General features: G+C 45.7%; 29 protein-coding genes. 20 read left to right on the top strand and 9 right to left on the bottom strand.

Annotation, left to right across the window (positions count from 1 at the left end):
- From CWC33_RS08920 to zur, 3 genes are read right to left on the bottom strand one after another with little or no spacing between them, the layout of a single operon-like run.
- The gene (locus CWC33_RS08920; protein WP_100691657.1) at positions 1–507 is read right to left on the bottom strand and encodes a DUF6702 family protein; all 507 of its coding nucleotides are present in this window, start codon (positions 505–507) and stop codon (positions 1–3) included.
- On the bottom strand, positions 497–2,827 hold the full coding sequence (locus CWC33_RS08925) for a M1 family metallopeptidase (RefSeq protein WP_100691658.1): 2,331 nt from the start codon (positions 2,825–2,827) through the stop codon (positions 497–499). Before CWC33_RS08925 ends, CWC33_RS08920 begins: the two co-directional genes overlap by 11 nt.
- 25 nt (positions 2,828–2,852) lie before the next feature.
- The gene (zur, locus tag CWC33_RS08930; protein WP_088767689.1) at positions 2,853–3,293 is read right to left on the bottom strand and encodes a zinc uptake transcriptional repressor Zur; all 441 of its coding nucleotides are present in this window, start codon (positions 3,291–3,293) and stop codon (positions 2,853–2,855) included.
- A gap of 216 nt (positions 3,294–3,509) precedes the next feature.
- On the opposite strand from zur, the gene dusA reads away from it, so the two are divergent.
- From dusA to CWC33_RS09005, 15 genes are all read left to right on the top strand, one after another.
- Positions 3,510–4,469 carry a tRNA dihydrouridine(20/20a) synthase DusA gene (gene dusA, locus CWC33_RS08935; RefSeq protein WP_232709871.1) on the top strand — a complete coding sequence of 320 codons (960 nt, stop codon included), beginning with the start codon at positions 3,510–3,512 and terminating at the stop codon, positions 4,467–4,469.
- Between the two features lie 180 nt (positions 4,470–4,649).
- On the top strand, positions 4,650–4,916 hold the full coding sequence (locus CWC33_RS08940) for a hypothetical protein (RefSeq protein ID WP_100691660.1): 267 nt from the start codon (positions 4,650–4,652) through the stop codon (positions 4,914–4,916).
- 168 nt (positions 4,917–5,084) lie between these two features.
- The gene (locus tag CWC33_RS08945; RefSeq protein WP_100691661.1) at positions 5,085–6,305 is read left to right on the top strand and encodes a dipeptidase; all 1,221 of its coding nucleotides are present in this window, start codon (positions 5,085–5,087) and stop codon (positions 6,303–6,305) included.
- 222 nt (positions 6,306–6,527) lie between these two features.
- Positions 6,528–6,839, top strand: a complete 312-nt coding sequence (gene rpsJ, locus CWC33_RS08950) for a 30S ribosomal protein S10 (protein WP_008488677.1) — start codon at positions 6,528–6,530, stop codon at positions 6,837–6,839.
- A gap of 38 nt (positions 6,840–6,877) precedes the next feature.
- Positions 6,878–7,516 (top strand): 50S ribosomal protein L3, encoded by a 639-nt coding sequence (rplC, locus tag CWC33_RS08955; RefSeq protein ID WP_088767693.1) that lies wholly within the window; start codon positions 6,878–6,880, stop codon positions 7,514–7,516.
- An 18-nt stretch (positions 7,517–7,534) separates the two neighbouring features.
- The gene (rplD, locus tag CWC33_RS08960; protein WP_100691662.1) at positions 7,535–8,140 is read left to right on the top strand and encodes a 50S ribosomal protein L4; all 606 of its coding nucleotides are present in this window, start codon (positions 7,535–7,537) and stop codon (positions 8,138–8,140) included.
- The gene (rplW, locus tag CWC33_RS08965) at positions 8,137–8,439 is read left to right on the top strand and encodes a 50S ribosomal protein L23 (RefSeq protein WP_088767695.1); all 303 of its coding nucleotides are present in this window, start codon (positions 8,137–8,139) and stop codon (positions 8,437–8,439) included. Before rplD ends, rplW begins: the two co-directional genes overlap by 4 nt.
- A 14-nt stretch (positions 8,440–8,453) precedes the next feature.
- Positions 8,454–9,278, top strand: a complete 825-nt coding sequence (rplB, locus tag CWC33_RS08970; protein ID WP_088767696.1) for a 50S ribosomal protein L2 — start codon at positions 8,454–8,456, stop codon at positions 9,276–9,278.
- A 16-nt stretch (positions 9,279–9,294) separates the two neighbouring features.
- On the top strand, positions 9,295–9,573 hold the full coding sequence (gene rpsS, locus CWC33_RS08975; RefSeq protein WP_026860408.1) for a 30S ribosomal protein S19: 279 nt from the start codon (positions 9,295–9,297) through the stop codon (positions 9,571–9,573).
- Between the two features lie 13 nt (positions 9,574–9,586).
- Positions 9,587–9,919 carry a 50S ribosomal protein L22 gene (gene rplV, locus CWC33_RS08980; protein WP_053954203.1) on the top strand — a complete coding sequence of 111 codons (333 nt, stop codon included), beginning with the start codon at positions 9,587–9,589 and terminating at the stop codon, positions 9,917–9,919.
- Positions 9,920–9,929: 10 nt separating this feature from the next.
- On the top strand, positions 9,930–10,610 hold the full coding sequence (gene rpsC, locus CWC33_RS08985; RefSeq protein ID WP_088767697.1) for a 30S ribosomal protein S3: 681 nt from the start codon (positions 9,930–9,932) through the stop codon (positions 10,608–10,610).
- Between the two features lie 11 nt (positions 10,611–10,621).
- Complete coding sequence (rplP, locus tag CWC33_RS08990) at positions 10,622–11,035, top strand: 50S ribosomal protein L16 (RefSeq protein ID WP_053954205.1); 414 nt, start codon at positions 10,622–10,624, stop codon at positions 11,033–11,035.
- Entirely contained in the window at positions 11,035–11,226 is a 192-nt protein-coding gene (rpmC, locus tag CWC33_RS08995; protein WP_053954206.1) for a 50S ribosomal protein L29, read from the top strand. The genes rplP and rpmC overlap by 1 nt, the downstream gene beginning before the upstream one ends.
- Complete coding sequence (rpsQ, locus tag CWC33_RS09000) at positions 11,226–11,489, top strand: 30S ribosomal protein S17 (protein WP_058576141.1); 264 nt, start codon at positions 11,226–11,228, stop codon at positions 11,487–11,489. Before rpmC ends, rpsQ begins: the two co-directional genes overlap by 1 nt.
- A gap of 156 nt (positions 11,490–11,645) precedes the next feature.
- Positions 11,646–13,052: a hypothetical protein gene (locus CWC33_RS09005; RefSeq protein WP_100691663.1), complete on the top strand. Its 1,407-nt coding sequence runs from the start codon at positions 11,646–11,648 to the stop codon at positions 13,050–13,052.
- A 33-nt stretch (positions 13,053–13,085) separates the two neighbouring features.
- Here the strand turns inward: CWC33_RS09005 and CWC33_RS09010 are convergent, their stop codons facing one another.
- From CWC33_RS09010 to CWC33_RS09035, 6 genes are read right to left on the bottom strand one after another with little or no spacing between them, the layout of a single operon-like run.
- Positions 13,086–13,463 carry a Na+/H+ antiporter subunit G gene (locus CWC33_RS09010; protein WP_100691664.1) on the bottom strand — a complete coding sequence of 126 codons (378 nt, stop codon included), beginning with the start codon at positions 13,461–13,463 and terminating at the stop codon, positions 13,086–13,088.
- A gap of 12 nt (positions 13,464–13,475) precedes the next feature.
- On the bottom strand, positions 13,476–13,745 hold the full coding sequence (locus tag CWC33_RS09015; RefSeq protein WP_088767700.1) for a K+/H+ antiporter subunit F: 270 nt from the start codon (positions 13,743–13,745) through the stop codon (positions 13,476–13,478).
- The gene (locus tag CWC33_RS09020) at positions 13,739–14,227 is read right to left on the bottom strand and encodes a Na+/H+ antiporter subunit E (protein ID WP_100691665.1); all 489 of its coding nucleotides are present in this window, start codon (positions 14,225–14,227) and stop codon (positions 13,739–13,741) included. The genes CWC33_RS09015 and CWC33_RS09020 overlap by 7 nt, the downstream gene beginning before the upstream one ends.
- Positions 14,220–15,743 (bottom strand): monovalent cation/H+ antiporter subunit D, encoded by a 1,524-nt coding sequence (locus CWC33_RS09025; protein WP_100691666.1) that lies wholly within the window; start codon positions 15,741–15,743, stop codon positions 14,220–14,222. Before CWC33_RS09025 ends, CWC33_RS09020 begins: the two co-directional genes overlap by 8 nt.
- A complete protein-coding gene (locus tag CWC33_RS09030; protein WP_058576147.1) occupies positions 15,743–16,078 on the bottom strand; it encodes a Na+/H+ antiporter subunit C in 336 nt (111 codons plus the stop codon). Before CWC33_RS09030 ends, CWC33_RS09025 begins: the two co-directional genes overlap by 1 nt.
- On the bottom strand, positions 16,078–18,867 hold the full coding sequence (locus tag CWC33_RS09035; RefSeq protein WP_100691667.1) for a monovalent cation/H+ antiporter subunit A: 2,790 nt from the start codon (positions 18,865–18,867) through the stop codon (positions 16,078–16,080). The genes CWC33_RS09030 and CWC33_RS09035 overlap by 1 nt, the downstream gene beginning before the upstream one ends.
- Before the next feature lie 276 nt (positions 18,868–19,143).
- Between CWC33_RS09035 and rplN the strand changes: the two genes are divergently transcribed.
- The 5 genes from rplN to rpsH are packed head-to-tail and all read left to right on the top strand — an operon-like array spanning position 19,144 to position 21,133.
- A complete protein-coding gene (gene rplN / locus CWC33_RS09040; protein WP_053954214.1) occupies positions 19,144–19,512 on the top strand; it encodes a 50S ribosomal protein L14 in 369 nt (122 codons plus the stop codon).
- Positions 19,513–19,522: 10 nt separating this feature from the next.
- Positions 19,523–19,837, top strand: a complete 315-nt coding sequence (rplX, locus tag CWC33_RS09045; protein WP_088767704.1) for a 50S ribosomal protein L24 — start codon at positions 19,523–19,525, stop codon at positions 19,835–19,837.
- A gap of 20 nt (positions 19,838–19,857) precedes the next feature.
- Positions 19,858–20,397 carry a 50S ribosomal protein L5 gene (gene rplE / locus CWC33_RS09050; protein WP_088767705.1) on the top strand — a complete coding sequence of 180 codons (540 nt, stop codon included), beginning with the start codon at positions 19,858–19,860 and terminating at the stop codon, positions 20,395–20,397.
- Between the two features lie 11 nt (positions 20,398–20,408).
- Positions 20,409–20,714 carry a 30S ribosomal protein S14 gene (gene rpsN / locus CWC33_RS09055; RefSeq protein WP_053954217.1) on the top strand — a complete coding sequence of 102 codons (306 nt, stop codon included), beginning with the start codon at positions 20,409–20,411 and terminating at the stop codon, positions 20,712–20,714.
- A gap of 26 nt (positions 20,715–20,740) precedes the next feature.
- Positions 20,741–21,133: a 30S ribosomal protein S8 gene (gene rpsH / locus CWC33_RS09060; RefSeq protein WP_053954218.1), complete on the top strand. Its 393-nt coding sequence runs from the start codon at positions 20,741–20,743 to the stop codon at positions 21,131–21,133.
- Positions 21,134–21,137 lie beyond the last annotated feature (4 nt).

Here is a 21,137-nt window from a genome sequence, read left to right on the forward strand (position 1 = left end):
TTAATCCTTACTCTCTTTCTGGCAGTTGATAATATCAGTTCTGTTTTCATCCGTTAATATCAGACTGCGGTTTCCGTATTCATCAACAATGTTGATAGTATTGACTTGTGCGGAAAAAGTGTCGAATAACAGGGTATTAGAAACCTCCCAACCGCATAAATTTTTTTGTTCAGGAAGCTCTTGGTAGACCCATATTTTCTGATAGTCAGCCTCAAAACCAACCCATGTCAGGTTCACCTTTTCGCCATCAACATTTTTGATTGAAAAATTATCGGTAACCCAGCGCTTTAAAACCGCTTCCGCATTGTCTTTATCAAGGCTAAAGCGTTCGCCCGCAAGCTTGCTTAACGCGTGTTGAACATCATGTAACGTATACTGGTGAATAAACTCTACAGCACCTGTATTTTGGTTACTGCTTATTTCAGTCAGTCCGAAAAAATAACGGTGTGCCAACGCCGGAAGCGTCAGCACAACACCTAGTAAAGCAATAAAGACTTTAGCTTTCATCGTCAGACTTCAACTTTTCGTCGTAACGCTCCATCAAACTGTCTTTACGGTCATCGCGCTTAAACAGTTCAATTCTTGACGGAATGGCACGTGCAGGCCAGTAGTTATTCGTTGTATCAACGTCAGCAGTTTCCCAGTTAGGGTCAACGACAACCTGAGTTAAGGTTTTATCGCGTATTAATAACTTGCTTACTTGCTCTGGTGAACGTCGCCATATTTCTGCTGGAATGCGAACATGCTCTTTGCTGCCGTCCTCATAGTGTAGATCGAGCAAAATAGGCATGACTAAACCACCTTGGTTTGAAAAGTCGAGAACATAGAAATTACTGCCATTTTTTAGCATTTCTTTTTGTTCGTCACTTAACCCTTTTAATAGCTCACTGTATTCATTTCTGTCGGCATTAGTGACGGTAAACTCGTCGTGCTCATTATAGAAATCGGCTAAGTGAGGTTGCTGATGTATTTTATAATTAACATCGGCGTTGCGCTTAGTGGTTAACGACGTCGGCTCCTGTTCTTTTTGCTCTTGCTGCCAAGCTTTCTCTATTTCCGGATCTTGCGTGTTGATGGTTAGCAAGTGAACGTTGTCTAAGGCTATATCAACATGATCGGTTGAGTAGAACCAGCCTCTCCAGAACCAGTCCAGATCAACACCAGATGCATCTTCAAGTGTGCGGAATAAATCTTCTGGTGTAGGACGTTTAAACTTCCAGCGGTAGGCATATTCACGGAAAGCGAAGTCGAACAATTCTCGTCCAACAATGGTTTCACGTAAAATATTAAGTGCCGTCGCAGGTTTACCATAGGCGTTGTTGCCAAACTGGAGGATAGACTCTGAATTCGTCATAATCGGCATTTGGTTAGCGCTTGCCATATAACTCGTTATGTTACGAGGTTCACCGCGCCACGAAGGATAATCTTTTTCCCATTTTTGCTCGGCTAAGAACTGTAGGTAGGTATTAATTCCTTCGTCCATCCAGGTCCACTGACGCTCGTCAGTGTTAACGATCATTGGGAAATAAATATGGCCAATCTCGTGGATGATGACTGAAATCAGACCGTACTTTGTGCGCTCCGAGTAGTACTTATTGCCAGTGTCTTCATCCACGTAAGGGCGAGGTCCATTGAAGGTGATCATTGGGTATTCCATACCACCAACAGGCCCGTTCACAGAAATAGCGACTGGGTATGGATAGTCGAAGCTATAGTCGTTGTAGTGCTCAATGGTGTGAATAATTGAGGCCGTTGAATAGCGCTCCCAAAGTGGATTACCTTCTGCCGGATAAAATGACATTGCTAAAACATCAGTGTCATTTTTCTTATAGCCTTGCGCATCCCAAATGAATTTGCGAGAAGAGGCCCAGGCAAAGTCACGCACTTTGTCCGCTTCGAAGATCCAGGTTTTGGTATCGTTCGTGCCTTCCTTTTCATTTTCCAGCGCTTCGTCTTGAGTAACGATTTTTACTGGCTCATCGGAACTGCGAGCAACTTCCAGGCGCTGCCGTTGCGTTGATGTCAGTACATCTTTGGGGTTTTGTAGTACGCCTGTTGAAGCAACGATATGGTCAGCAGGAACGGTGATTTCGACGCGGTAGTCGCCAAACTCTAATGCGAATTCACCATTGCCAATGAACTGCTTATTCTGCCAGCCCTCAACATCGTAGTAAGCGGCCATGCGAGGGAACCACTGTGCCATTTCATACAGGTAATTACCATCGTCCTCGAAGTATTCGTAACCGCCACGACCGCCGAGTACGTCCGCTTCAATAATGTTAAAAGCCCAATTAATATTAAAAGTAACGCTTTCACCACTTTCTAGTGGCTCATCTAAGTCCAAACGGAGCATAGTGTCGTTGACGTAATGGGCCAGCGGATCGCCGTTGTCATAGCTAATTTCTGTCAACTCGTAACCAGCCGGGAAGCTCTCTTGTGTCATCATACTTTCCATACGGGAAAAGCTGATGCGCTCCGGTTTACTGGTACTGTCTGATTGCGGACCTATAGAGTCTTTGCGGAATCGGTTTTGATCCAGTTGAACCCACAAATAGCGCAAAGTATCAGGTGAGTTATTGGTGTAAGTGATAGTACTTTGTGCGGTAATGCTTTGGTTTTCATCATCAAGCTGCACCTTGATATGATAGTCAGCTTCTTGCTGCCAGTATTCATGTCCAGGAGCGCCTGAAGCGGTTCGGTAAACATTAGGGCTGCGAAACTTGTCGTCATTGAGTTGACGAAACTTGTCTTCAAATGCCTGGGCATGGCTTGCTTGGCTGGTAGCCAATAAAACCGTTGCTGTTAACGCATAATTATATAACTTCATAGTAAAGACCTGTTTAGTTTTTATTCTAATGGCATTTCGTGCACAAGCCATGTGCTTCAATGGTTTGTTGTTCAACTTTAAAGCCTTGAGCTTCAGCTTGGTGCTTTAGCTCGTCGTAAACTCCTTCCGATTGAATCTCCTGAACATCGCCGCAGGAATCACAAATAAGCATTTGTACGGGGTGTTGATGATCGAAATGAGTACACAGCACAAAGCTGTTAGAAGAGGTTATTTTATGAACAAAGCCTTGTTCCTGGAGAAAGTCCAGTGCCCTGTAAATAGTAGGCGGCTTAGCGTTTGGCATCACTTCCCGAAGCTCATCGAGTAGGTCATAAGCGCCAATTGATCCGGAGTGCTCAGCTAAAATAGCGAAAACCTCACGTCGGGCAGTGGTTAGCCTTGCTCCTCGTTTTTGACAAAGAACTTCAGCTTTTCGAATTAGTCGTTGTGCTTCTTGACGAGTCATTAGCCTGAATATTTAAAAAAAGTTAACGCCATTGTAGTGAGTTTTGACGTTAAGTGAAAGGCTTTTGCTATAAGCCGCAAGAGGCTTGAGACATCTCAATTTCGATGCTGATAAACACACATCTTTACGGTAGAATATTGCGCTTCGTAAAGTAGTGACAAATAAGGAATACAGGCAGTGGCAAAAACATACAATTACCAATTATCCGTAGCCCCGATGCTGGATTGGACCGATCGCCACTGCCGGTACTTTCATCGTCTGCTGACGAAGGAAACGCTGCTTTATACCGAAATGGTTACGACCGGTGCCATTATCCATGGTAGTCAAGACTTTCTGGAGTATAACGAAGAGGAGCATCCGGTCGCTTTGCAATTAGGCGGCTCTCGGCCGGCAGACATGGCAAAGTGCGCGGCATTAGCCCAGGAACGCGGTTATGACGAAATTAATATCAATGTCGGATGTCCGTCGGACCGTGTTCAAAATGGTAGCTTTGGGGCTTGTTTAATGGCCGAGCCGAAGATCGTTGCAGAATGCGTGAAAGCAATGAAGCAAGTGGTCGACATTCCGGTAACTGTCAAAACTCGCTTAGGTATTGATGAGCATGACAGCGATGACTTTCTATATGCGTTTACGGACACGGTTGTAGAAGCCGGAGCAGATCAACTCACCTTGCATGCCCGAAAAGCCTGGCTTCAGGGGTTAAGTCCCAAAGAGAATAGGGACATTCCTGAGCTACAATATGATCGGGTGTATAAAGCACAGGAACGCTATAAAAACTTACCGGTGGCAATTAATGGCGGTATCACAACCGCCGAAGCGATAACCCAACATTTGCAACAAGTGCATGGCGTTATGGTAGGTAGGGCCGCCTATCAGAACCCTTGGTTGCTAACGACGTTCGACGCGCTTATCGGTAAACAAGCGCATTCATTGACGCGAGAAGACGTCGTCGACACGATGATCCCATATGTGAATCAACACATAGCCAATGGCGGTAGAGCATGGCATGTGGTTAGACACATGCTGGGTCTGTTTCAGGGACTTCCGGGTGGTAAACGCTGGCGTCAGTATTTGAGCGTTAAAGGGCCTAAAGCGCAAAGTGGAGAATCACTTTTAAACGGCGCGTTAGATTTCAAAAATGATCATAGAAAGACGATGAGCGAGTTAATGACGTAAATCGCTCACACCTTTATAAAAAACTCACCAAAAAGTGGTCTATTTCGCCACCGAAGATTAACGTTATTTGCATGGAAATATAATAAATCTATATTTTTCATGGTGTTATGGTTTTGGCACAACCTTTGAATTACTTATAGCGACTTAACTAACGCAATGACTAATTCAAAGGAGAAAATCATGAAAGCGTTAATTATCGGTGCAGTCAGCGGTGTTATGTTGTTCAGTTCATCTGCTTTTGCTTCAGACAAGCAAGAAACATCTCTTTCGGAAGAGATACAAGCCCAAGTCACGCAAATGACAATTGAAGGTCTTCAGTTGATTAAGGAAACCGCAGTGTCATCTATGCAAGAGTGGGCCTCAGAAGCGCTTTCTTTCGAAGTAGCAGCTGCAGAGCCAGCTAAAAGCGAGCAATTAAAAGATACTAAAGCTAAGCAAGTCCAGTAAGGTGAAATATGATTATTTTTGAGCCTTGGTGGGTTGGCTGGCTAGCAGCTCCAGTAATAGGGACGTTAGTTATCGGAGCTGCAATGGGATTGAGCGCATCAATGATGCGACAAGGATAGACTTTTGCTAATCTGCGTATATCTCTAAAAACAATAATGAGGAATACGCATGTTAAAGTCATTACTTGCTGCATCCGTTTTGGTTGCTGTAACGGGTTGTGCAACCGCCAGCCAATCATCATCTAACGAACAAGAAACGCAATATCAGGCTTCTGAAAAAGCGATTGATTTGGCACATGAGTATTTGCTTATTGATACTCATATTGATGTTCCGTATCGCATCCGTGACAAATGGGACGATGTATCCGTTGCGACCGAAGACGGTGATTTCGATTACCCACGAGCGGTAGAAGGGGGACTCGATGCGCCATTTATGTCCATTTATATACCGGCATCTTATGAAGAGAGTGGTGGCAGTATTCAGTTGGCGCATGAACTAATAGACGGTATGGAAGCTTTGGTCGCTCGTGCGCCGGACAAGTTTGCGATGGCATACAGCACAGAAGATATTCGTGAAAACAAAGAAAAAGGTCTAATGTCGATAGCGCTCGGGATGGAGAACGGAACCCCTATCGAAGGTGATCTCGATAACCTGCACATGTTCTACGAGCGCGGTATTCGCTATATTACTCTAGCGCACTCGTTATCAAATCATATTTCTGACTCCTCCTATGATATTCGTCGTAAATGGAATGGTCTCAGCCCTTTCGGCAAAAAGCTGGTAAAGGAAATGAATAAAGTCGGCGTCATGGTCGATGTGTCTCACATTTCTGATGAAGCATTCTATCAGGCAGTTGAAATTAGTGATGTACCAGTCATTGCTTCTCATTCATCGTTACGTAAGTACACGCCTGGCTTCGAACGAAATATGAGCGATGATATGCTAAAAGCTTTGGCAGAGAACGAAGGGGTCATTCAAATTAACTTTGGCTCGTCATTTTTGGCGAAGCAGGCTAATCGTTACCGCGACATGATGAAAAAGCGTATCAACGCAGTAAAAGAGCAATTCGGAGAAGACAGTGAGGAAGCGAAGCGTCGCATCGCCGAGATTGAAGCAAATAACCCGTATCCGTATGCAACACTGGAAACTGTCTTAGACCATATCGATCATGTAAAAGAGTTGATCGGCGTCGAGCATATTGGTATTGGTTCAGACTATGACGGCGTTGGAGATTCATTACCGGTTGGGCTAAAGGATGTTTCCGATTACCCAAACCTGGTTCAGGGATTGCTCGACCGAGGTTACTCTGAAAAAGAAATTCAGATGATTCTGGGCGAAAACTTAATGCGTGTCTGGAAGTCTGTCGAAGACTACGCCGAGGCGCACTAATTAAGAGCTTTTAAGCCTTGACAAAAGGCCGTGAATCCGTATAATTCGCGGCCACTCCATGAATTTTAAGCGCAAGCTTATTATTTATTGGGGTTCGACAACAGTCCCGATTGGGGACTGAACGGTTGACGTAGAATATCGCACCCCCGGTATGTGCCAGGGAGGTTGCGATTTTCTGTGCTCTTTTTTAAATGCTCTTTTTATTGAGGCTTTGATTTATTTATGGCTAATCAAAGAATTCGGATTCGTTTGAAAGCGTTCGATCACCGTCTGATCGACCAGTCAACTGCAGAGATCGTAGAAACTGCAAAACGCACTGGTGCTCAGGTACGTGGTCCTATCCCACTGCCAACACGGAAAGAACGCTTCACCGTGCTGATTTCTCCACACGTGAATAAAGACGCGCGTGACCAGTACGAAATCCGCACCCACAAGCGTCTGATTGACATCATGGATCCAACTGACAAAACCGTAGACGCGCTTATGCGTTTAGATTTGGCAGCTGGTGTTGATGTACAAATCAGCTTGGGTTAAGTGGGCAGTAATAGGATTACACACGAGAGGTTTTAACAATGGCTATAGGTCTAGTCGGTCGTAAAGTAGGAATGACGCGTGTCTTCCAGGAAGACGGCGCTTCTGTTCCTGTTACTGTGATCGAAGTGCTGGCGAACCGTGTGACTCAGGTTAAATCTGAGGACACAGACGGTTATCGTGCCCTTCAAGTGACCACAGGCGAGAAGAAAGCAAGCCGTGTAACCAAGCCTTTAGCAGGTCATTACGCTAAAGCTGGTACAGAGGCAGGTCGTGGTCTTTGGGAATTCCGCCTGGAAAATGGCGAAGGCGAAGACTACGCAGTTGGTGCAGAGCTGACTGTTGAAGTTTTGGCAGAAGTTAAGAAAGTAGACGTTACTGGTACCTCTAAAGGTAAAGGTTTTGCTGGTGCTGTTAAGCGCTGGAATTTCCGTACGCAAGACGCTACTCACGGTAACTCATTGGCTCACCGTGCGCCGGGTTCAATCGGTCAAAACCAGTCGCCTGGTAAAGTATTCAAAGGCAAGAAAATGGCTGGCCAAATGGGTAATGAACAAGTCACTACGCAATCACTTGAACTTGTTCGAGTCGATGCCGAGCGCAACCTTTTATTAATCAAAGGTGCGGTACCGGGAGCTACCGGTGGTGATGTTATCGTTAAACCTGCGGTCAAGGCATAACGTCTGAGGAGAATAGTGATGGAATTAACATTGAAAGACGCAAAAGGCGCTCTTGAGGTTTCCGAAGCTACCTTTGGACGTGAGTTTAATGAAGCCCTTGTCCATCAAGTAGTTGTAGCATACGCTGCAGGTGCTCGTCAGGGCACTAAAGCTCAGAAAACTCGTTCTGAAGTAGCAGGCGGCGGTAAGAAACCTTGGCGTCAAAAAGGCACGGGTCGTGCTCGTGCGGGTACTATTCGTAGTCCAATTTGGCGTTCTGGTGGTGCAACGTTTGCGGCTAAACCGCAAAACCACAGCCAGAAAGTTAACAAGAAAATGTACCGTGGTGCGATTAAAAGCATCCTTTCTGAACTCATTCGCCAAGAGCGTTTGATTGTTGTTGAAAAATTTGGTGTTGAAGAGCCAAAGACTAAACAACTGGCTGCAAAGCTAAAAGAAATGGATATGAACGATGTGTTAATCGTAACCAAAGAAGTTGATGAGAACCTATTTTTAGCGTCTCGCAACTTGCATAAAGTAGACGTGCGTGACGTTCAGGGTATTGACCCTGTCAGTCTGATTGCTTTCGAAAAAGTATTGATGACTGCAGACGCCGTCAAGCAGCTTGAGGAGGTGTTATCATGATGCGCGAAGAACGTTTGCTTAATGTGATTGTAGCACCTCACGTTTCGGAAAAGTCGACAATGACTGCTGAAGACAACAACACGGTTGTATTCAAAGTGGCTGTTGATGCGACAAAAGCCGAAATCAAAGCAGCTGTCGAAAAACTTTTTGAAGTTGAAGTCAAAAACGTACGTACCGTCAACGTGAAGGGTAAAACCAAGCGTACCGGTTTCCGTTTCGGAAAACGTAGCGACTGGAAAAAAGCGTATGTTGCCTTGAAAGAAGGTGCTGACATTGACTTCGCTGGCGGCGCTGAGTAACAGGAGGAATAAACATGGCTGTAGTTAAAAGTAAGCCTACGTCTCCGGGTCAACGCCACAAGATAAAAGTCGTTGGTCAGGAACTGTATAAAGGCAAGCCTTACGCACCATTGCTGGAAAAGAACAGCAAATCTGGTGGTCGTAACAATAACGGTCGTATTACGGTTCGTCACATCGGCGGTGGTCATAAACACCACTACCGTATTGTCGACTTCAAACGTAATAAAGACGGCATTCCTGCAAAAGTGGAACGTATTGAATACGATCCGAACCGTTCAGCAAACATTGCTTTGGTTCTGTATGCAGACGGTGAACGCCGTTACATTTTAGCGCCTAAGAACTTGAACGTGGGTGACCGCATTCAATCTGGTTCAGATGCGCCTATCAAACCAGGTAACACTTTGCCAATGCGTAATATCCCAGTGGGTAGTGTTGTGCATGCTGTTGAGTTACAGCCTGGTAAAGGTGCGCAGATGGCTCGTTCAGCTGGTGCATATTGCCAAATTTTGGCGCGTGATGGTGCTTATGTAACCATTCGCCTGCGCTCTGGTGAAATGCGTCGTGTTCAAGCTGAAGGCCGCGCTACTCTTGGTGAAGTTGGTAACGCAGAACACATGCTGCGTCAATTGGGTAAAGCCGGTGCAAACCGCTGGCGTGGTATTCGTCCTACCGTACGTGGTGTGGCGATGAACCCAGTTGATCACCCACATGGTGGTGGTGAAGGCCGTACTTCTGGTGGTCGTCACCCTGTAAGTCCATGGGGCACGCCGACCAAGGGCTACAAAACCCGTAAGAACAAGCGTACTGATAAATTCATCGTACGTCGTCGCAACAAATAAGAGTTGAGGATTAAACATGCCACGTTCTCTTAAAAAAGGTCCATTTATTGACCTTCACCTGCTAAATAAGGTGGAGAAAGCGTTGGAAGCCGGGGATAAAAAGCCAATTAAAACTTGGTCCCGTCGTTCAATGATCATCCCTGATATGATCGGTTTGACTATCGCTGTTCACAACGGTCGTCAACACGTTCCGGTTTTCGTCTCAGACGAAATGATCGGTCATAAACTGGGCGAATTCGCACCAACCCGTACTTATCGCGGCCATGCTGCTGATAAGAAAGCGAAGAAACGGTAAGAGGTAGAGAGTGATGGAAGCAATTGCTAAACACCAATTTGCCCGCGTTTCTGCTCAAAAGGGCCGTTTGGTCGCAGACCAAATCCGTGGACTTCCAGTAGAAAAAGCGCTGGATATCCTGGCATACAGCCCGAAAGCAGCTGCTGGCTTAATTAAGAAAGTTTTAGAGTCAGCAATCGCGAACGCGGAGCACAACGAAGGTGCGGACATCGATGAGCTGAAAGTTGCTAAGATCTTCTTAGACGAAGGTCCAACAATGAAGCGCATCAAGCCACGTGCGAAAGGCCGTGCCGATCGTATCTTTAAGCGCACCAGCCACATTACTGTGGTCGTGTCGGATAGCTAGGAGATAAATTATGGGTCAGAAAGTACATCCTAATGGTATTCGCCTAGGTATCTCCAGACCATGGAATGCAACCTGGTATGCGAATACAAATGAGTTTGCTGATAACCTACACAGTGACCATCAGGTACGTAAGTTCCTGACAAAAGAACTGCGTAACGCATCAGTATCTCGTATCGTAATTGAACGCCCAGCTAAGAGTGTTCGTGTGACTATTCACACTGCGCGTCCTGGCGTTGTTATCGGTAAGAAAGGTGAAGACGTAGAAAAGCTGCGTAAAGAAGTTCAGAAATTGACAGGCGCTCCGTCGCAAATCAATATCTCTGAAGTACGCAAGCCTGAACTGGATTCACAGCTTGTTGCTGACAACATTGCTGGTCAGTTAGAGCGTCGAGTTATGTTCCGTCGTGCAATGAAGCGTGCTGTACAGAACGCTATTCGCTTAGGTGCTAAAGGTATCAAAGTTGAAGTTAGCGGTCGTTTAGGCGGCGCAGAAATCGCACGTACTGAGTGGTATCGTGAAGGTCGTGTACCTCTGCATACATTACGTGCAGATATTGATTACTCGACTTCAGAAGCGAACACCACTTACGGTATCATCGGTGTGAAGGTCTGGATTTTCCGTGGCGAGGTTTTAGGTGGCCTGCCAACAGAAGAAAAGCCAGCTCCTAAGCGCGGCAAAAACCGTAAGTAAGGAGAGACGATATGTTACAACCTAAGCGTACAAAATTCCGTAAGGTTCACACAGGCCGCAACCGTGGTCTGGCGCAGTCTGGTAACAAAGTCAGCTTCGGTTCATACGGTTTAAAAGCAACTGACCGTGGTCGTATGACTGCACGTCAAATCGAAGCCGGCCGTCGTGCAATGACTCGTCACGTTAAGCGTCAGGGTAAAATCTGGATCCGCGTATTCCCAGACAAACCTATTACCAAAAAGCCTTTAGAAGTTCGTATGGGTAAAGGTAAAGGTAACGTTGAATACTGGGTTGCTCAGATTCAACCAGGTCGCGTTCTGTATGAAATGGACGGCGTTCCTGAAGAGTTGGCACGTGAAGCGTTCCGCCTGGCGGCACGTAAACTGCCTTTCAAAACAACCTTTGTGACTCGGACGGTAATGTGATGAAAGCAAGTGAACTGAAAGAAAAAACCGTTGAGCAGCTGCAAGAAGAATTGCTGAACCTACGTCGTGAGCAGTTTAATCTGCGCATGCAGGCGGCAACTGGTCAGCTGAATCAGACTCACATGATGAAACAAGTGCGTCGCAATATCGCACGTGTTAAAACCATCTTAAATGAGAAGGCAGGTGCGTAATGGCTGAAGAAAAACGTGTTCGTACTCTGCAGGGCAAAGTTGTCAGCGATAAGATGGATAAAACCATCACTGTAGCTGTTGAACGTCGTGTAAAACACCCTGTTTATGGGAAGTACATCACGCGTACAACTAAGGTACACGCGCATGACGAAGACAACCAAGTTAAACAGGGCGATACCGTGATTGTTCGCGAATGTCGTCCTCTGTCTAAGAATAAATCTTGGACATTGGTTGAAATTGTAGAGCGTGCAACTGTTGTCTAAACGCAGATAACGAAGTAGAAAATAAAAAGGCCTCCCTTGCGGAGGCCTTTTTTTTGATCTAAACCTTTACTTAGTAAGTACAAATATCTGAATTTAAAATAGAATTATTTCAGATAAATAGCGTAGTCATTACGCCTTACCTGTAAGGAGACATGTATGTCTAAAAGTCTTTTCTTAGCCGCAACTATGCTTGCTGCGTCTCCGGTGCTTGCAGCTCCGCAAGATGGAGGCTCCGTCAAAGATGAAATTCAAGCACTAAAAGAGCGCCTCGCTGAGCTTGAAAAGCGTTTGGCAGAAAAGGAGCAGGAGGAAAAAGAAAAACTCGTTGTTGTTGAAAAACGCGAAGTGAATAAAGATACAGCAGCAAAAGAAACAACAAGGACTCGTACCGTCGCCTATGATACAGGCGTTCAAGCTCGCTTAGATAAACTTGAGAAAAAAACGGAAGAGAATGAAAACTGGCCGATTAAAATTCATGGTGCGGTACGTTTCCAATATGAATATAACGACTATAACTCGGGCAATGAAAATCGTGGCGGTGACTTAGATTTTGATATCTTCCGTCTTAACTTCGACGGCGAAATTGGTGACGTGATTCTATCTGCTGAGTACCGCTGGTTCCATTATATGGATGTGGTTAAGCATGCGTGGTTCGGTTACAACTTCACTGACAACTGGCAAGGCCAGGTGGGTGTGGTGAAAGTGCCTTTTGGCAATATGCCTTATAACTCCCACAGCTATTTCTTTAATTCTACCTTTTACGTTGGTTTAGAAGACGAACACGACAACGGTGTTCGTTTACGCTACCGTAGCGACGACTGGCACTTTGATATTGCTTATCACAAGTCAGACGAGCAAGGTGGTGTTGATGGTTCTACCAGCGACCGTACAGCTCGTTATAACTATGACACGGTAGGTATTCGCGCACCCGGACAAGGGGCTTATGACACGCCGGCGTTGCCAATCGGTGAGAGTAATAGTTATGCATTGCGTGGCGCACATATCTTCACCTTTAGTGATGACCATAATTTAGAACTTGGTTTATCAGCGCAAGGTAACAATTATTACTCCGGAAGTGCGGCGGATGGCTTCTCTGCTTTACAGCAATTCGAAAACCAAAATGTGGGTAATCGTTTCGCGTGGGGAGCGCACGGTAACTACAATAACGGTCCGTGGAATGTACAGCTCCAGTATGCAGATTATGAGTATGACTTAGATGTTGAGAACACAGGCGTTTATATGGGGGCTTACGCCTATTACGACGCAATTCCAACTGAGGCGAAGATCTACACTGGTAACGTTGCGTACACATTACCGGTAGAAATAGGACCAATTACCAGCCTGACATTCTACAATGACCATAGCATTATTACTGATAAAGCAGGTTATCAAGAAGATACTTGGATGAATGTATTAGGCGTAGCTGTTGCAGCCGGCGGTGGTTTCTACACGTATGTAGACTTCGTTAGAGCAAAAAACCAACCATTTATTGGCGGCAATATAGCTACAGATAGCGGTGAGGTTAATAACCGATTCAATATCAACTTTGGTTATTACTTCTAAGAGAAACCAACGTTAAGAAACAAAAACCGACTCTCAGGAGTCGGTTTTTTCATGCTCGTAGGCATCACCTTCTTTGCGAAGGTCTCTGGTTTTATGGAACATTCTAAGCTCAGTATGTAAAGCTGCCTTGGCCATTATATGAGCACTAATAGGTGCCGTTAAGAATAGAAAAATCGCAATGAGTAGTTCACTCAAAGACAGTCCATTTTGCAGGCTCATTACAATAATTGTGGCGATAACAATACCACCGATACCGAGGGTCGTATTTTTGGTTGGTGCATGAAGTCGCGTAAAAAAGTCGGGCAGAATCGCGAGTCCTAAAGAGCCGATAAACGCAAAAACAGCGCCCAGTAGAATAAAGAAGCCGACTAGCCATTGACTCCATACAGGTAATTCGTTTAACGCATCCATAATATGAATCCTTTATTCTATAAGGTCACCGCGTAAGAGAAACTTACCCGCGGCAATAGTCCCAACAAAGCCGAACATCGCAATGAGCAATGCGGCTTCGAAATAGGTTTGAGTGTTTTGATACAGACCCAGCAATAAAAGCAACGCCAGAGAATTTATGTAGATAGTATCTAACGCTAAAATCCGATCAGGAAGATCAGGACCTTTAATGAGGCGCCAGAAATTCATCAGTATTGCCAGGCTAAACAGCAAAAACGCAATTTGCAGTAAGGTACCTAACATTGGAATATCTCCTTTAATCGGCGTTCGTAGCGGTGACGAATTATTTTAATTACCTCGTTGGGATCCTCCTCCGAGAAAGCGTGTATCAAAATACCTTTTCTCCCGCGAGTGATTTCACAAGAAACGGTACCTGGCGTCAGCGTTATGGTACTTGCCAGAATGGTTACCGGCAGTTCTTCTTTCATATCCAGCGGGAAAACGAAAAATGCCGGTGTAATAGAACGTCTTTTGCCGACAATTAGCGCAGCAACTTTAAAGTTCGCAATGATAATGTCGTAAAGCAAAATGAAGAAATAGATAACGGCTAGGTGCGGCTTCTTTACTCTAGCAAAGCTTGGCCAAGCTGGCTTGAACAAAATAGGAATAAGTAGGGCGAAGATAAGCCCCAACAAGACCACCCCAGCACTGACTGAATTAAACAATAAAAGCCAAATAACCAGCAAAAACAGGCTTAACATGGGCGCCGGTAACAGTTTATTCATCTGACACCTCCGGTGCTTCTAAAACCCAGTTTGGATAGTCTTCAGTACGCTCAAGCTGCTCAGCTACTGACTGAGTGTACTGTTGTATTGGGTTTGCAAATACAGTCATCAATAATGACAGCAGTAATAGACTTGCGATTGAAATTCGTTTACCCAAAGCCGCCGATTGATCGGATGGTTTTCCCGATAGTGTGTGCCAAATCATTTTACTGCCTGCCCGAGTAACGGCCACCAGCATAATGAAAGTGGCGCCTATAATGGCAGCCCATAACCAAAAGTTATGGCCGTTAGCACTAGCCGACTCCAGAATCATCAATTTACTCACAAAACCAGAGAGGGGGGGGAGTCCAATTATGGCGACGGCCGACACGAGGAACATGACTGCATAGGTCGAGTGGTTCGCCATCTTTTTGCCCGAGACGATGCGGGAAGCGGTCTTCCCCCTTTCAAAGGCCATAACATCTGCAAGAAGGAACAGTGCCCCTGTTATAAATGTTGAATGAATCAAATAAAACAGTGCAGCGCCGGTTGTCTGAGTGGAGAACAGGCTGTAAGCGGTCAATATGGTTCCCACAGAAATAACAACCAAGTAGGCAACCATTAAGCGGAGGTCACGAGCGGCCAATATACCAACGGCGCCTGCAAGCATAGTCAATAAGCCCATTACCCACAACCAGTCGTGGGCGACAAGAGCGAGTTCGTTGGCGTCGGCACCGAATATCAAGGTGTAGACACGAATGATTGAGTAAATCCCAACTTTAGTCATTATTGCGAATAGAGCCGCAACGACGCCGCTGGTTGTCGAGTACGCTTGCGGTAGCCAAAAATGAAGTGGCAGTAATGCAGCTTTCAACCCAAATACGATGAGTAACATAAGCGCGCCGGCTTTTGCGAGCACTGCTTGATCGCCACTTAACGCCTGTATTTTAACGGCCATATCAGCCATGTTTAAAGTGCCGGTGACACCGTATAAGGTTCCTACGCTTATCAAGAAAAGAGCGGAACCCAATAGGTTCAATAAGACATAGTGAAGGGTCGCCCTTACTCTAAACTTACCGCCACCGTGCATAAGCAGAGCGTAAGAAGATATGAGCAGCACCTCAAAGAAAACAAATAGGTTAAATAAGTCACCTGTGGCGAAAGCCCCCATTATGCCCATTATCTGAAACTGAAAGAGTGCATGAAAGTGAGAGCCAAGATTGTCTTCAGAGTAACAGCCATATACAAGTACCGGAAGCGCAAGTATGGCAGTGAGCAGCATCATCATGGCGCTAAGCTTATCAACCATAAGAACAATGCCGAAAGGTGCCTCCCAATTACCCAATAAGTAGACCAGCATCTCTTGAGAGTTAACCTCAATAACCAAAAATGCGCTCGCCACCAGTGTCAGAATACTTGCACCAAGGCCAATTGCCCGTCTTTTGGGCTGCGGTCGATCACCCCAAGGCAACAACTGCAATAACGCCGTAAATAGCGGAATAAGAATTGGGAGTATCGCTAGGTGTTGATGCCACATCAGCGGTTGTCCTCCGAGTTACTGTCACTGACTTCATCTGTGCCGACTTCGCCCCGAGTTCTAACGGCCAGAATGATGGAATAAGCGGTCATTGCGAAACCTATTACGATGGCTGTTAGTACTAGCGCTTGTGGCAAAGGGTCCGCATAACTGTCACTGGTGCCAAGTATTGGTGCACCATCTATCGTTAATCGACCAGTTGAAAATAAGAATAAATTGACCGCATAAGACAGCATCGTGATTCCAACGACAACGGGAAAAGAGCGCCCTCTGAGAATAAGAAATACGCTACAGGCTGTAAGGATACCGACGGTGACTGAATATAATGTTTCCATTAGTTGCCCTCGTGAGTTGGACGGTGGCGTGTCGTCATTTTGCCGAAATTACTTAAAATCATCATGGTGGCGCCAATAACTGTAAGGAATACGCCTAAATCGAACAGGAGTGCGGTAGCAAATTCCCATTTACCGACAACAGGCCAGTCCAAGTATGTAAACCAGCTAGTGAGGAACGGTTTATTAAACAGCCAACTTCCCAGGCCGGTGAGTGCTGCTGTCATGACCCCAATAGACATGAGCGATTGATAATTAATATTGAATCTTTCTTTAACCCAATCAACGCCATTTGCAACATACTGAAGAATCATTGCAGATGCGGCAATAAGCCCAGCAATAAACCCTCCTCCGGGTAAGTTATGGCCACGCAGGAATATATAGACAGCAACGACCATTGCCATCGGTAAGATTAAGTTGGCGACGTTCGTTAGCATTAATGGATGTTTAATACGGTGCCATGGTCGGCCGTCAACATCACTTGAAGGCATAAACGGCTTAAGTTTGTTAAGCAGTTTGTGTATGCCGGCTGCAGCGATAGCTAAGACGGTTATCTCACCAAGCGTATCAAAGCCACGAAAGTCGACGAGAATAACGTTGACAACATTAGTACCACCGCCGCCAGTTTTCGCGTTAGCAATAAAGAAGTCGGAAATTGACTCTGCTGGAGACGTTAAAATTGCGAAGTTTAATGTGGCGACAATACCGCCGATAAAGCTGGCAATGATGATATCGCGAAAAACTCGGTGACCGCTTGATGCTCTATTCGTTTTTTGTGGCATAAAAAAGAGAGCCAGTATCATCAGAATGATGCTCACAACTTCAACGACTAATTGGGTCATAGCCAGATCGGGTGCTGAGAAGTGAGCGAATGCTAACGAAACCATTAACCCCACAACAGAGAGCATCATAAGCATAACAAAACGGTTGCGATGCAGTGTAGCCGTTCCGAAAGCGGCTCCGATTAGCACTATGGCGCCAACCATCGAAACGGTATCGATCGGTTGTTGAGGTGAGCTGCCGGTAAGGGCGCTAATATCAATAAGCGAGGGCAGTAATATGACAATGACGCTGATTAAAACAAACGCCATATACCGTTGCAGAGAGCCCGTATCCAATTTGTCAAACAGTTGCGATGAAGCATCACTGGCTTTTTGAACGATTCGTTCAAAGTTATGCTTTGCGTCCTGACCGTCAAACTGTCTATTGAAAGTAAATAACTGGTCTCTGGCAATGTAAATTAGTATCCCTGCAACAACTGCAATTGCACTCATTAACAGAGGAATATTAAAGCCATGCCATAATGAGAGCTTGACGTTTGTTTGAGTGTTTGTGACAGCGGTCACTGCGGAATTTAGCAGGTCCGACACTATTGGCATTGGCGCGAGGCCTATAGCAATACAAAGTAGCGCTAATAATGCAACCGGTGCAGACATCATGCGTGGTGGGTCATGTGGCTTTTTAGGCAGTTCCTTATATTCACCGTTAAAAAACACATCGTGAATAAAACGAATTGAATAGGCTACGGAAAGGGCCGCCCCCACAGTGGCAAGAACCGGTACAAACCAGGATAAGCCCCCAAACAAGTGCTGTTGGGCAGCTTGATCAAGGAAAAGTTCTTTTGACATAAAACCGTTAAAGGGTGGGATACCAGCCATCGACGCCGCCACAACCATAGCCAGGGTTGCAGTAATTGGCATCAGGCCCATCAACCCCTGAAGCTTGCGCATATCACGTGTGCCTGATTCATGGTCAATAATACCGGCCGTCATAAACAGTGCGGCCTTAAAGCAGGCGTGATTAATAATATGGAACATCGCAGCTATAACCGCCGCTTGTGAGCCAACGCCTAAAAGCATACAAATCAAACCGAGGTGACTGACTGTTGAAAATGCTAACAGTCCTTTCAAATCATGCTTCAATAGTGCGAAGTAAGCGCCGACTAACATGGTGATTAAGCCGGTGACTGTAACAATGGTCAACCAAAGCTCTGTTCCTGCCATGACCGGGTGGAACCGGGCCAATAGGAATATCCCAGCCTTTACCATAGTAGCAGAGTGTAAGTATGCACTGACTGGTGTTGGAGCTGCCATTGCGTGTGGCAACCAAAACTGGAATGGGAACTGTGCTGACTTGGTAAAAGCTCCAAGCAATAAAAGAACAAGCGCTGCGGTGTAATACTCGTGGTTCTTTATAACGTCTGCCGATGCAACGATATCGTCAAATTGATAGCTTCCTGCAATGTTTCCTATAATCAGTAAACCAGCTAGCAAGGCCAATCCGCCAGCGCCTGTTGTTGCTAATGCCATACGAGCCCCGCGTCGGGCATCGCTGCTGTGAAACCAATAGCCAATAAGGAGAAATGAAGAAATACTGGTCAGTTCCCAAAACGCCCACATAAGCAAAATATTGTCTGCCATGACAATGCCGAGCATTGAAGCCATAAAAAGGAGTAAGCAGGCATAGAATCTTGAGTCGTCGTCTTCGTAAGATAGGTAATAGTGGGCATAGCCAATAATAAGGACACCGATACCTAGTATCAACGAACAAAATAAAAGTGAGAGGCCGTCGAGACGAATAGCAAAGTCGAGACCAATAGACGGTAGCCACTCAATGAAATGTTTAGGAATGTTGCCGGACAATGTTTGTGGCGCATAGCTTAATAAAATAGCTATGCCAGTTAGCGGTATCAGCAGTGTGACGCCGGTTTTTATCAGTCGTGGCGTTTGTTTTAGTAATAAAGGTAATAACGCACCAAACAGTGGCGCCATGATGATAATGAGTAAATTCATAGGCTCATCCGTTGTCTCATTGCTAACGCTTTTGTAGCCACTAACTAAATGAAAATTAACTGTAAACGATGTACGAATTTACCATTCTAACGGATGACTGCCAATATAATCTCGTCTGTTATAATCCGTTGTTCATCCAGTCTTACGAAAAAAAGTGAGATTGCCCTACCACATCTAATTTTTATCTGTTACAATTCGCCGCCCTTTTTATAAGGGAAAAACCAAAGGCAGCACGACCCGAGAGGGTCTGTTTTTTTAACTAAGCGGGGCACTGAAATGATCCAAATGCAAACTACCCTGGACGTTGCCGATAACTCCGGCGCGCGCAGCGTACAATGTATTAAGGTTCTAGGTGGTTCGCACCGTCGCTACGCAAACATCGGCGATATCATCAAAGTTACTGTCAAGGAAGCAATTCCGCGCGGTAAGGTGAAGAAAGGTGATGTTGTGAATGCGGTGGTCGTTCGCACCAGAAAAGGCGTCCGTCGTCAAGACGGGTCGGTCATCCGTTTTGACCGCAACGCGGCTGTGTTGTTGAACAGCAACCAACAGCCCATTGGCACTCGTATCTTCGGTCCGGTAACTCGTGAGCTGCGTTCAGAGCAGTTTATGAAGATTATCTCGCTGGCACCAGAAGTACTATAAGGAGTCAATTATGGCGGCAAAAATTAAACGTGATGACGAAGTAGTCGTCCTGGCAGGTAAGGACAAGGGCAAGCAAGGCAAAGTCCTGAAAGTTCTTACTGATAAAGATCGCGTTATCGTCGAAGGCGTTAACGTAGTCAAGAAACATCAGAAGCCAAACCCGGCTTTAGGTGAATCTGGCGGCATCGTAGAACAAGAAGCACCAATTCATGTTTCTAACGTTGCGATCTTTAATCCAGAGACAGGTAAAGCAGATCGTGTTGGTTTTCGTGTTGAAGACGGCAAAAAAGTCCGTTTCTTCAAATCGAACAACGCAATCATTTAATTTAAACTTGGAGTTTTACGATGGCGAAACTGCATGATTTTTATAGAGAATCGGTAGTTCCTGGACTGATGAAAGAGTTCAGCTACAACAGCGTCATGCAAGTCCCTCGGATTGAAAAAATCACCCTTAACATGGGTGTTGGTGAAGCTCTGGCTGACAAAAAAGTACTTGATAATGCAGTCGCAGACTTAGAGGCCATTTCTGGTCAAAAGCCTGTTCGTACTGTTGCACGCAAGTCTGTCGCCGGTTTCAAAATCCGTGAAGGCTTCCCGATTGGCTGTAAAGTAACTCTGCGCGGCGAGCGCATGTGGGACTTTTTGCAACGTCTAATCTCGATTGCAATCCCACGTATCCGTGACTTCCGTGGCCTCAACCCTAAATCGTTTGACGGTCGTGGTAACTACAGCATGGGTGTTCGTGAGCAGATCATCTTTCCGGAAATCGACTATGACAAAGTCGACAAGGTACGTGGTCTGGATATCACCATTACCACTAATGCTGGCACAGATGACGAAGCTCGTGCTTTGCTAGCTGCCTTTAACTTCCCGTTCAGAAAGTAAGGTGTAGAGTTATGGCAAAACAGTCAATGAAAGCGCGTGACGTGAAGCGAGCTAAAATCGCTTCAAAATACGCAGAAAAACGCAACGCACTGAAAGCGGTCATTAATGACGTAAATGCATCAGACGAAGAGCGTTGGGAAGCAGTTCTGAAATTGCAGAAGCTCCCACGTGATGCCAGTCCGTCACGTCAACGTAACCGTTGTCGTATTACTGGTCGTCCTCATGGTTTCCTTCGTAAATTCGGCATGAGCCGTATTAAGGTCCGTGAGATGGCGATGCGCGGTGAAATTCCTGGCTTGAAAAAAGCTAGCTGGTAAGCCACGAATCACGGGAGAAAGCAAATATGAGCATGCAAGATCCAATTGCGGATATGTTCACACGCATTCGCAACGCTCAAGGTGCTAATAAAGTAACGGTTAAAATGCCGTCTTCTAAGCAGAAAGTGGCGATTGCTCAAGTTCTGAAAGAAGAAGGTTTTATTACGGGTTACAGCGCTGAGAGCACTGCTAAACCTGAGCTTGAAATCGAATTGAAGTATTTCGAAGGCAAGCCAGTAATTGAATCAATCGAGCGCGTTAGTCGCCCTGGTTTGCGTATCTATAAGAAGCGCAACGAGCTGCCTAACGTAATGGGTGGCCTTGGCATCGCAGTTGTTTCGACGTCTAAAGGCCTGATGACCGATCGTGCCGCTCGCCAAGCTGGTCTTGGTGGCGAGATCATTGGTTACGTAGCGTAATTAG

This window comes from Idiomarina sp. X4 (assembly GCF_002808045.1).
In the GTDB taxonomy this organism is placed as follows: Bacteria; Pseudomonadota; Gammaproteobacteria; order Enterobacterales; family Alteromonadaceae; genus Idiomarina.

Bases quoted from the DNA above. Each gene is read 5' to 3' on its own strand.
- CWC33_RS08920 (WP_100691657.1), bottom strand. From the start codon at position 507: ATGAAAGCTAAAGTCTTTATTGCTTTACTAGGTGTTGTGCTGACGCTT.
- CWC33_RS08925 (WP_100691658.1), bottom strand. From the start codon at position 2,827: ATGAAGTTATATAATTATGCGTTAACAGCAACGGTTTTATTGGCTACC.
- zur (WP_088767689.1), bottom strand. From the start codon at position 3,293: ATGACTCGTCAAGAAGCACAACGACTAATTCGAAAAGCTGAAGTTCTT.
- dusA (WP_232709871.1), top strand. From the start codon at position 3,510: ATGCTGGATTGGACCGATCGCCACTGCCGGTACTTTCATCGTCTGCTG.
- CWC33_RS08940 (WP_100691660.1), top strand. From the start codon at position 4,650: ATGAAAGCGTTAATTATCGGTGCAGTCAGCGGTGTTATGTTGTTCAGT.
- CWC33_RS08945 (WP_100691661.1), top strand. From the start codon at position 5,085: ATGTTAAAGTCATTACTTGCTGCATCCGTTTTGGTTGCTGTAACGGGT.
- rpsJ (WP_008488677.1), top strand. From the start codon at position 6,528: ATGGCTAATCAAAGAATTCGGATTCGTTTGAAAGCGTTCGATCACCGT.
- rplC (WP_088767693.1), top strand. From the start codon at position 6,878: ATGGCTATAGGTCTAGTCGGTCGTAAAGTAGGAATGACGCGTGTCTTC.
- rplD (WP_100691662.1), top strand. From the start codon at position 7,535: ATGGAATTAACATTGAAAGACGCAAAAGGCGCTCTTGAGGTTTCCGAA.
- rplW (WP_088767695.1), top strand. From the start codon at position 8,137: ATGATGCGCGAAGAACGTTTGCTTAATGTGATTGTAGCACCTCACGTT.
- rplB (WP_088767696.1), top strand. From the start codon at position 8,454: ATGGCTGTAGTTAAAAGTAAGCCTACGTCTCCGGGTCAACGCCACAAG.
- rpsS (WP_026860408.1), top strand. From the start codon at position 9,295: ATGCCACGTTCTCTTAAAAAAGGTCCATTTATTGACCTTCACCTGCTA.
- rplV (WP_053954203.1), top strand. From the start codon at position 9,587: ATGGAAGCAATTGCTAAACACCAATTTGCCCGCGTTTCTGCTCAAAAG.
- rpsC (WP_088767697.1), top strand. From the start codon at position 9,930: ATGGGTCAGAAAGTACATCCTAATGGTATTCGCCTAGGTATCTCCAGA.
- rplP (WP_053954205.1), top strand. From the start codon at position 10,622: ATGTTACAACCTAAGCGTACAAAATTCCGTAAGGTTCACACAGGCCGC.
- rpmC (WP_053954206.1), top strand. From the start codon at position 11,035: ATGAAAGCAAGTGAACTGAAAGAAAAAACCGTTGAGCAGCTGCAAGAA.
- rpsQ (WP_058576141.1), top strand. From the start codon at position 11,226: ATGGCTGAAGAAAAACGTGTTCGTACTCTGCAGGGCAAAGTTGTCAGC.
- CWC33_RS09005 (WP_100691663.1), top strand. From the start codon at position 11,646: ATGTCTAAAAGTCTTTTCTTAGCCGCAACTATGCTTGCTGCGTCTCCG.
- CWC33_RS09010 (WP_100691664.1), bottom strand. From the start codon at position 13,463: ATGGATGCGTTAAACGAATTACCTGTATGGAGTCAATGGCTAGTCGGC.
- CWC33_RS09015 (WP_088767700.1), bottom strand. From the start codon at position 13,745: ATGTTAGGTACCTTACTGCAAATTGCGTTTTTGCTGTTTAGCCTGGCA.
- CWC33_RS09020 (WP_100691665.1), bottom strand. From the start codon at position 14,227: ATGAATAAACTGTTACCGGCGCCCATGTTAAGCCTGTTTTTGCTGGTT.
- CWC33_RS09025 (WP_100691666.1), bottom strand. From the start codon at position 15,743: ATGTGGCATCAACACCTAGCGATACTCCCAATTCTTATTCCGCTATTT.
- CWC33_RS09030 (WP_058576147.1), bottom strand. From the start codon at position 16,078: ATGGAAACATTATATTCAGTCACCGTCGGTATCCTTACAGCCTGTAGC.
- CWC33_RS09035 (WP_100691667.1), bottom strand. From the start codon at position 18,867: ATGAATTTACTCATTATCATCATGGCGCCACTGTTTGGTGCGTTATTA.
- rplN (WP_053954214.1), top strand. From the start codon at position 19,144: ATGATCCAAATGCAAACTACCCTGGACGTTGCCGATAACTCCGGCGCG.
- rplX (WP_088767704.1), top strand. From the start codon at position 19,523: ATGGCGGCAAAAATTAAACGTGATGACGAAGTAGTCGTCCTGGCAGGT.
- rplE (WP_088767705.1), top strand. From the start codon at position 19,858: ATGGCGAAACTGCATGATTTTTATAGAGAATCGGTAGTTCCTGGACTG.
- rpsN (WP_053954217.1), top strand. From the start codon at position 20,409: ATGGCAAAACAGTCAATGAAAGCGCGTGACGTGAAGCGAGCTAAAATC.
- rpsH (WP_053954218.1), top strand. From the start codon at position 20,741: ATGAGCATGCAAGATCCAATTGCGGATATGTTCACACGCATTCGCAAC.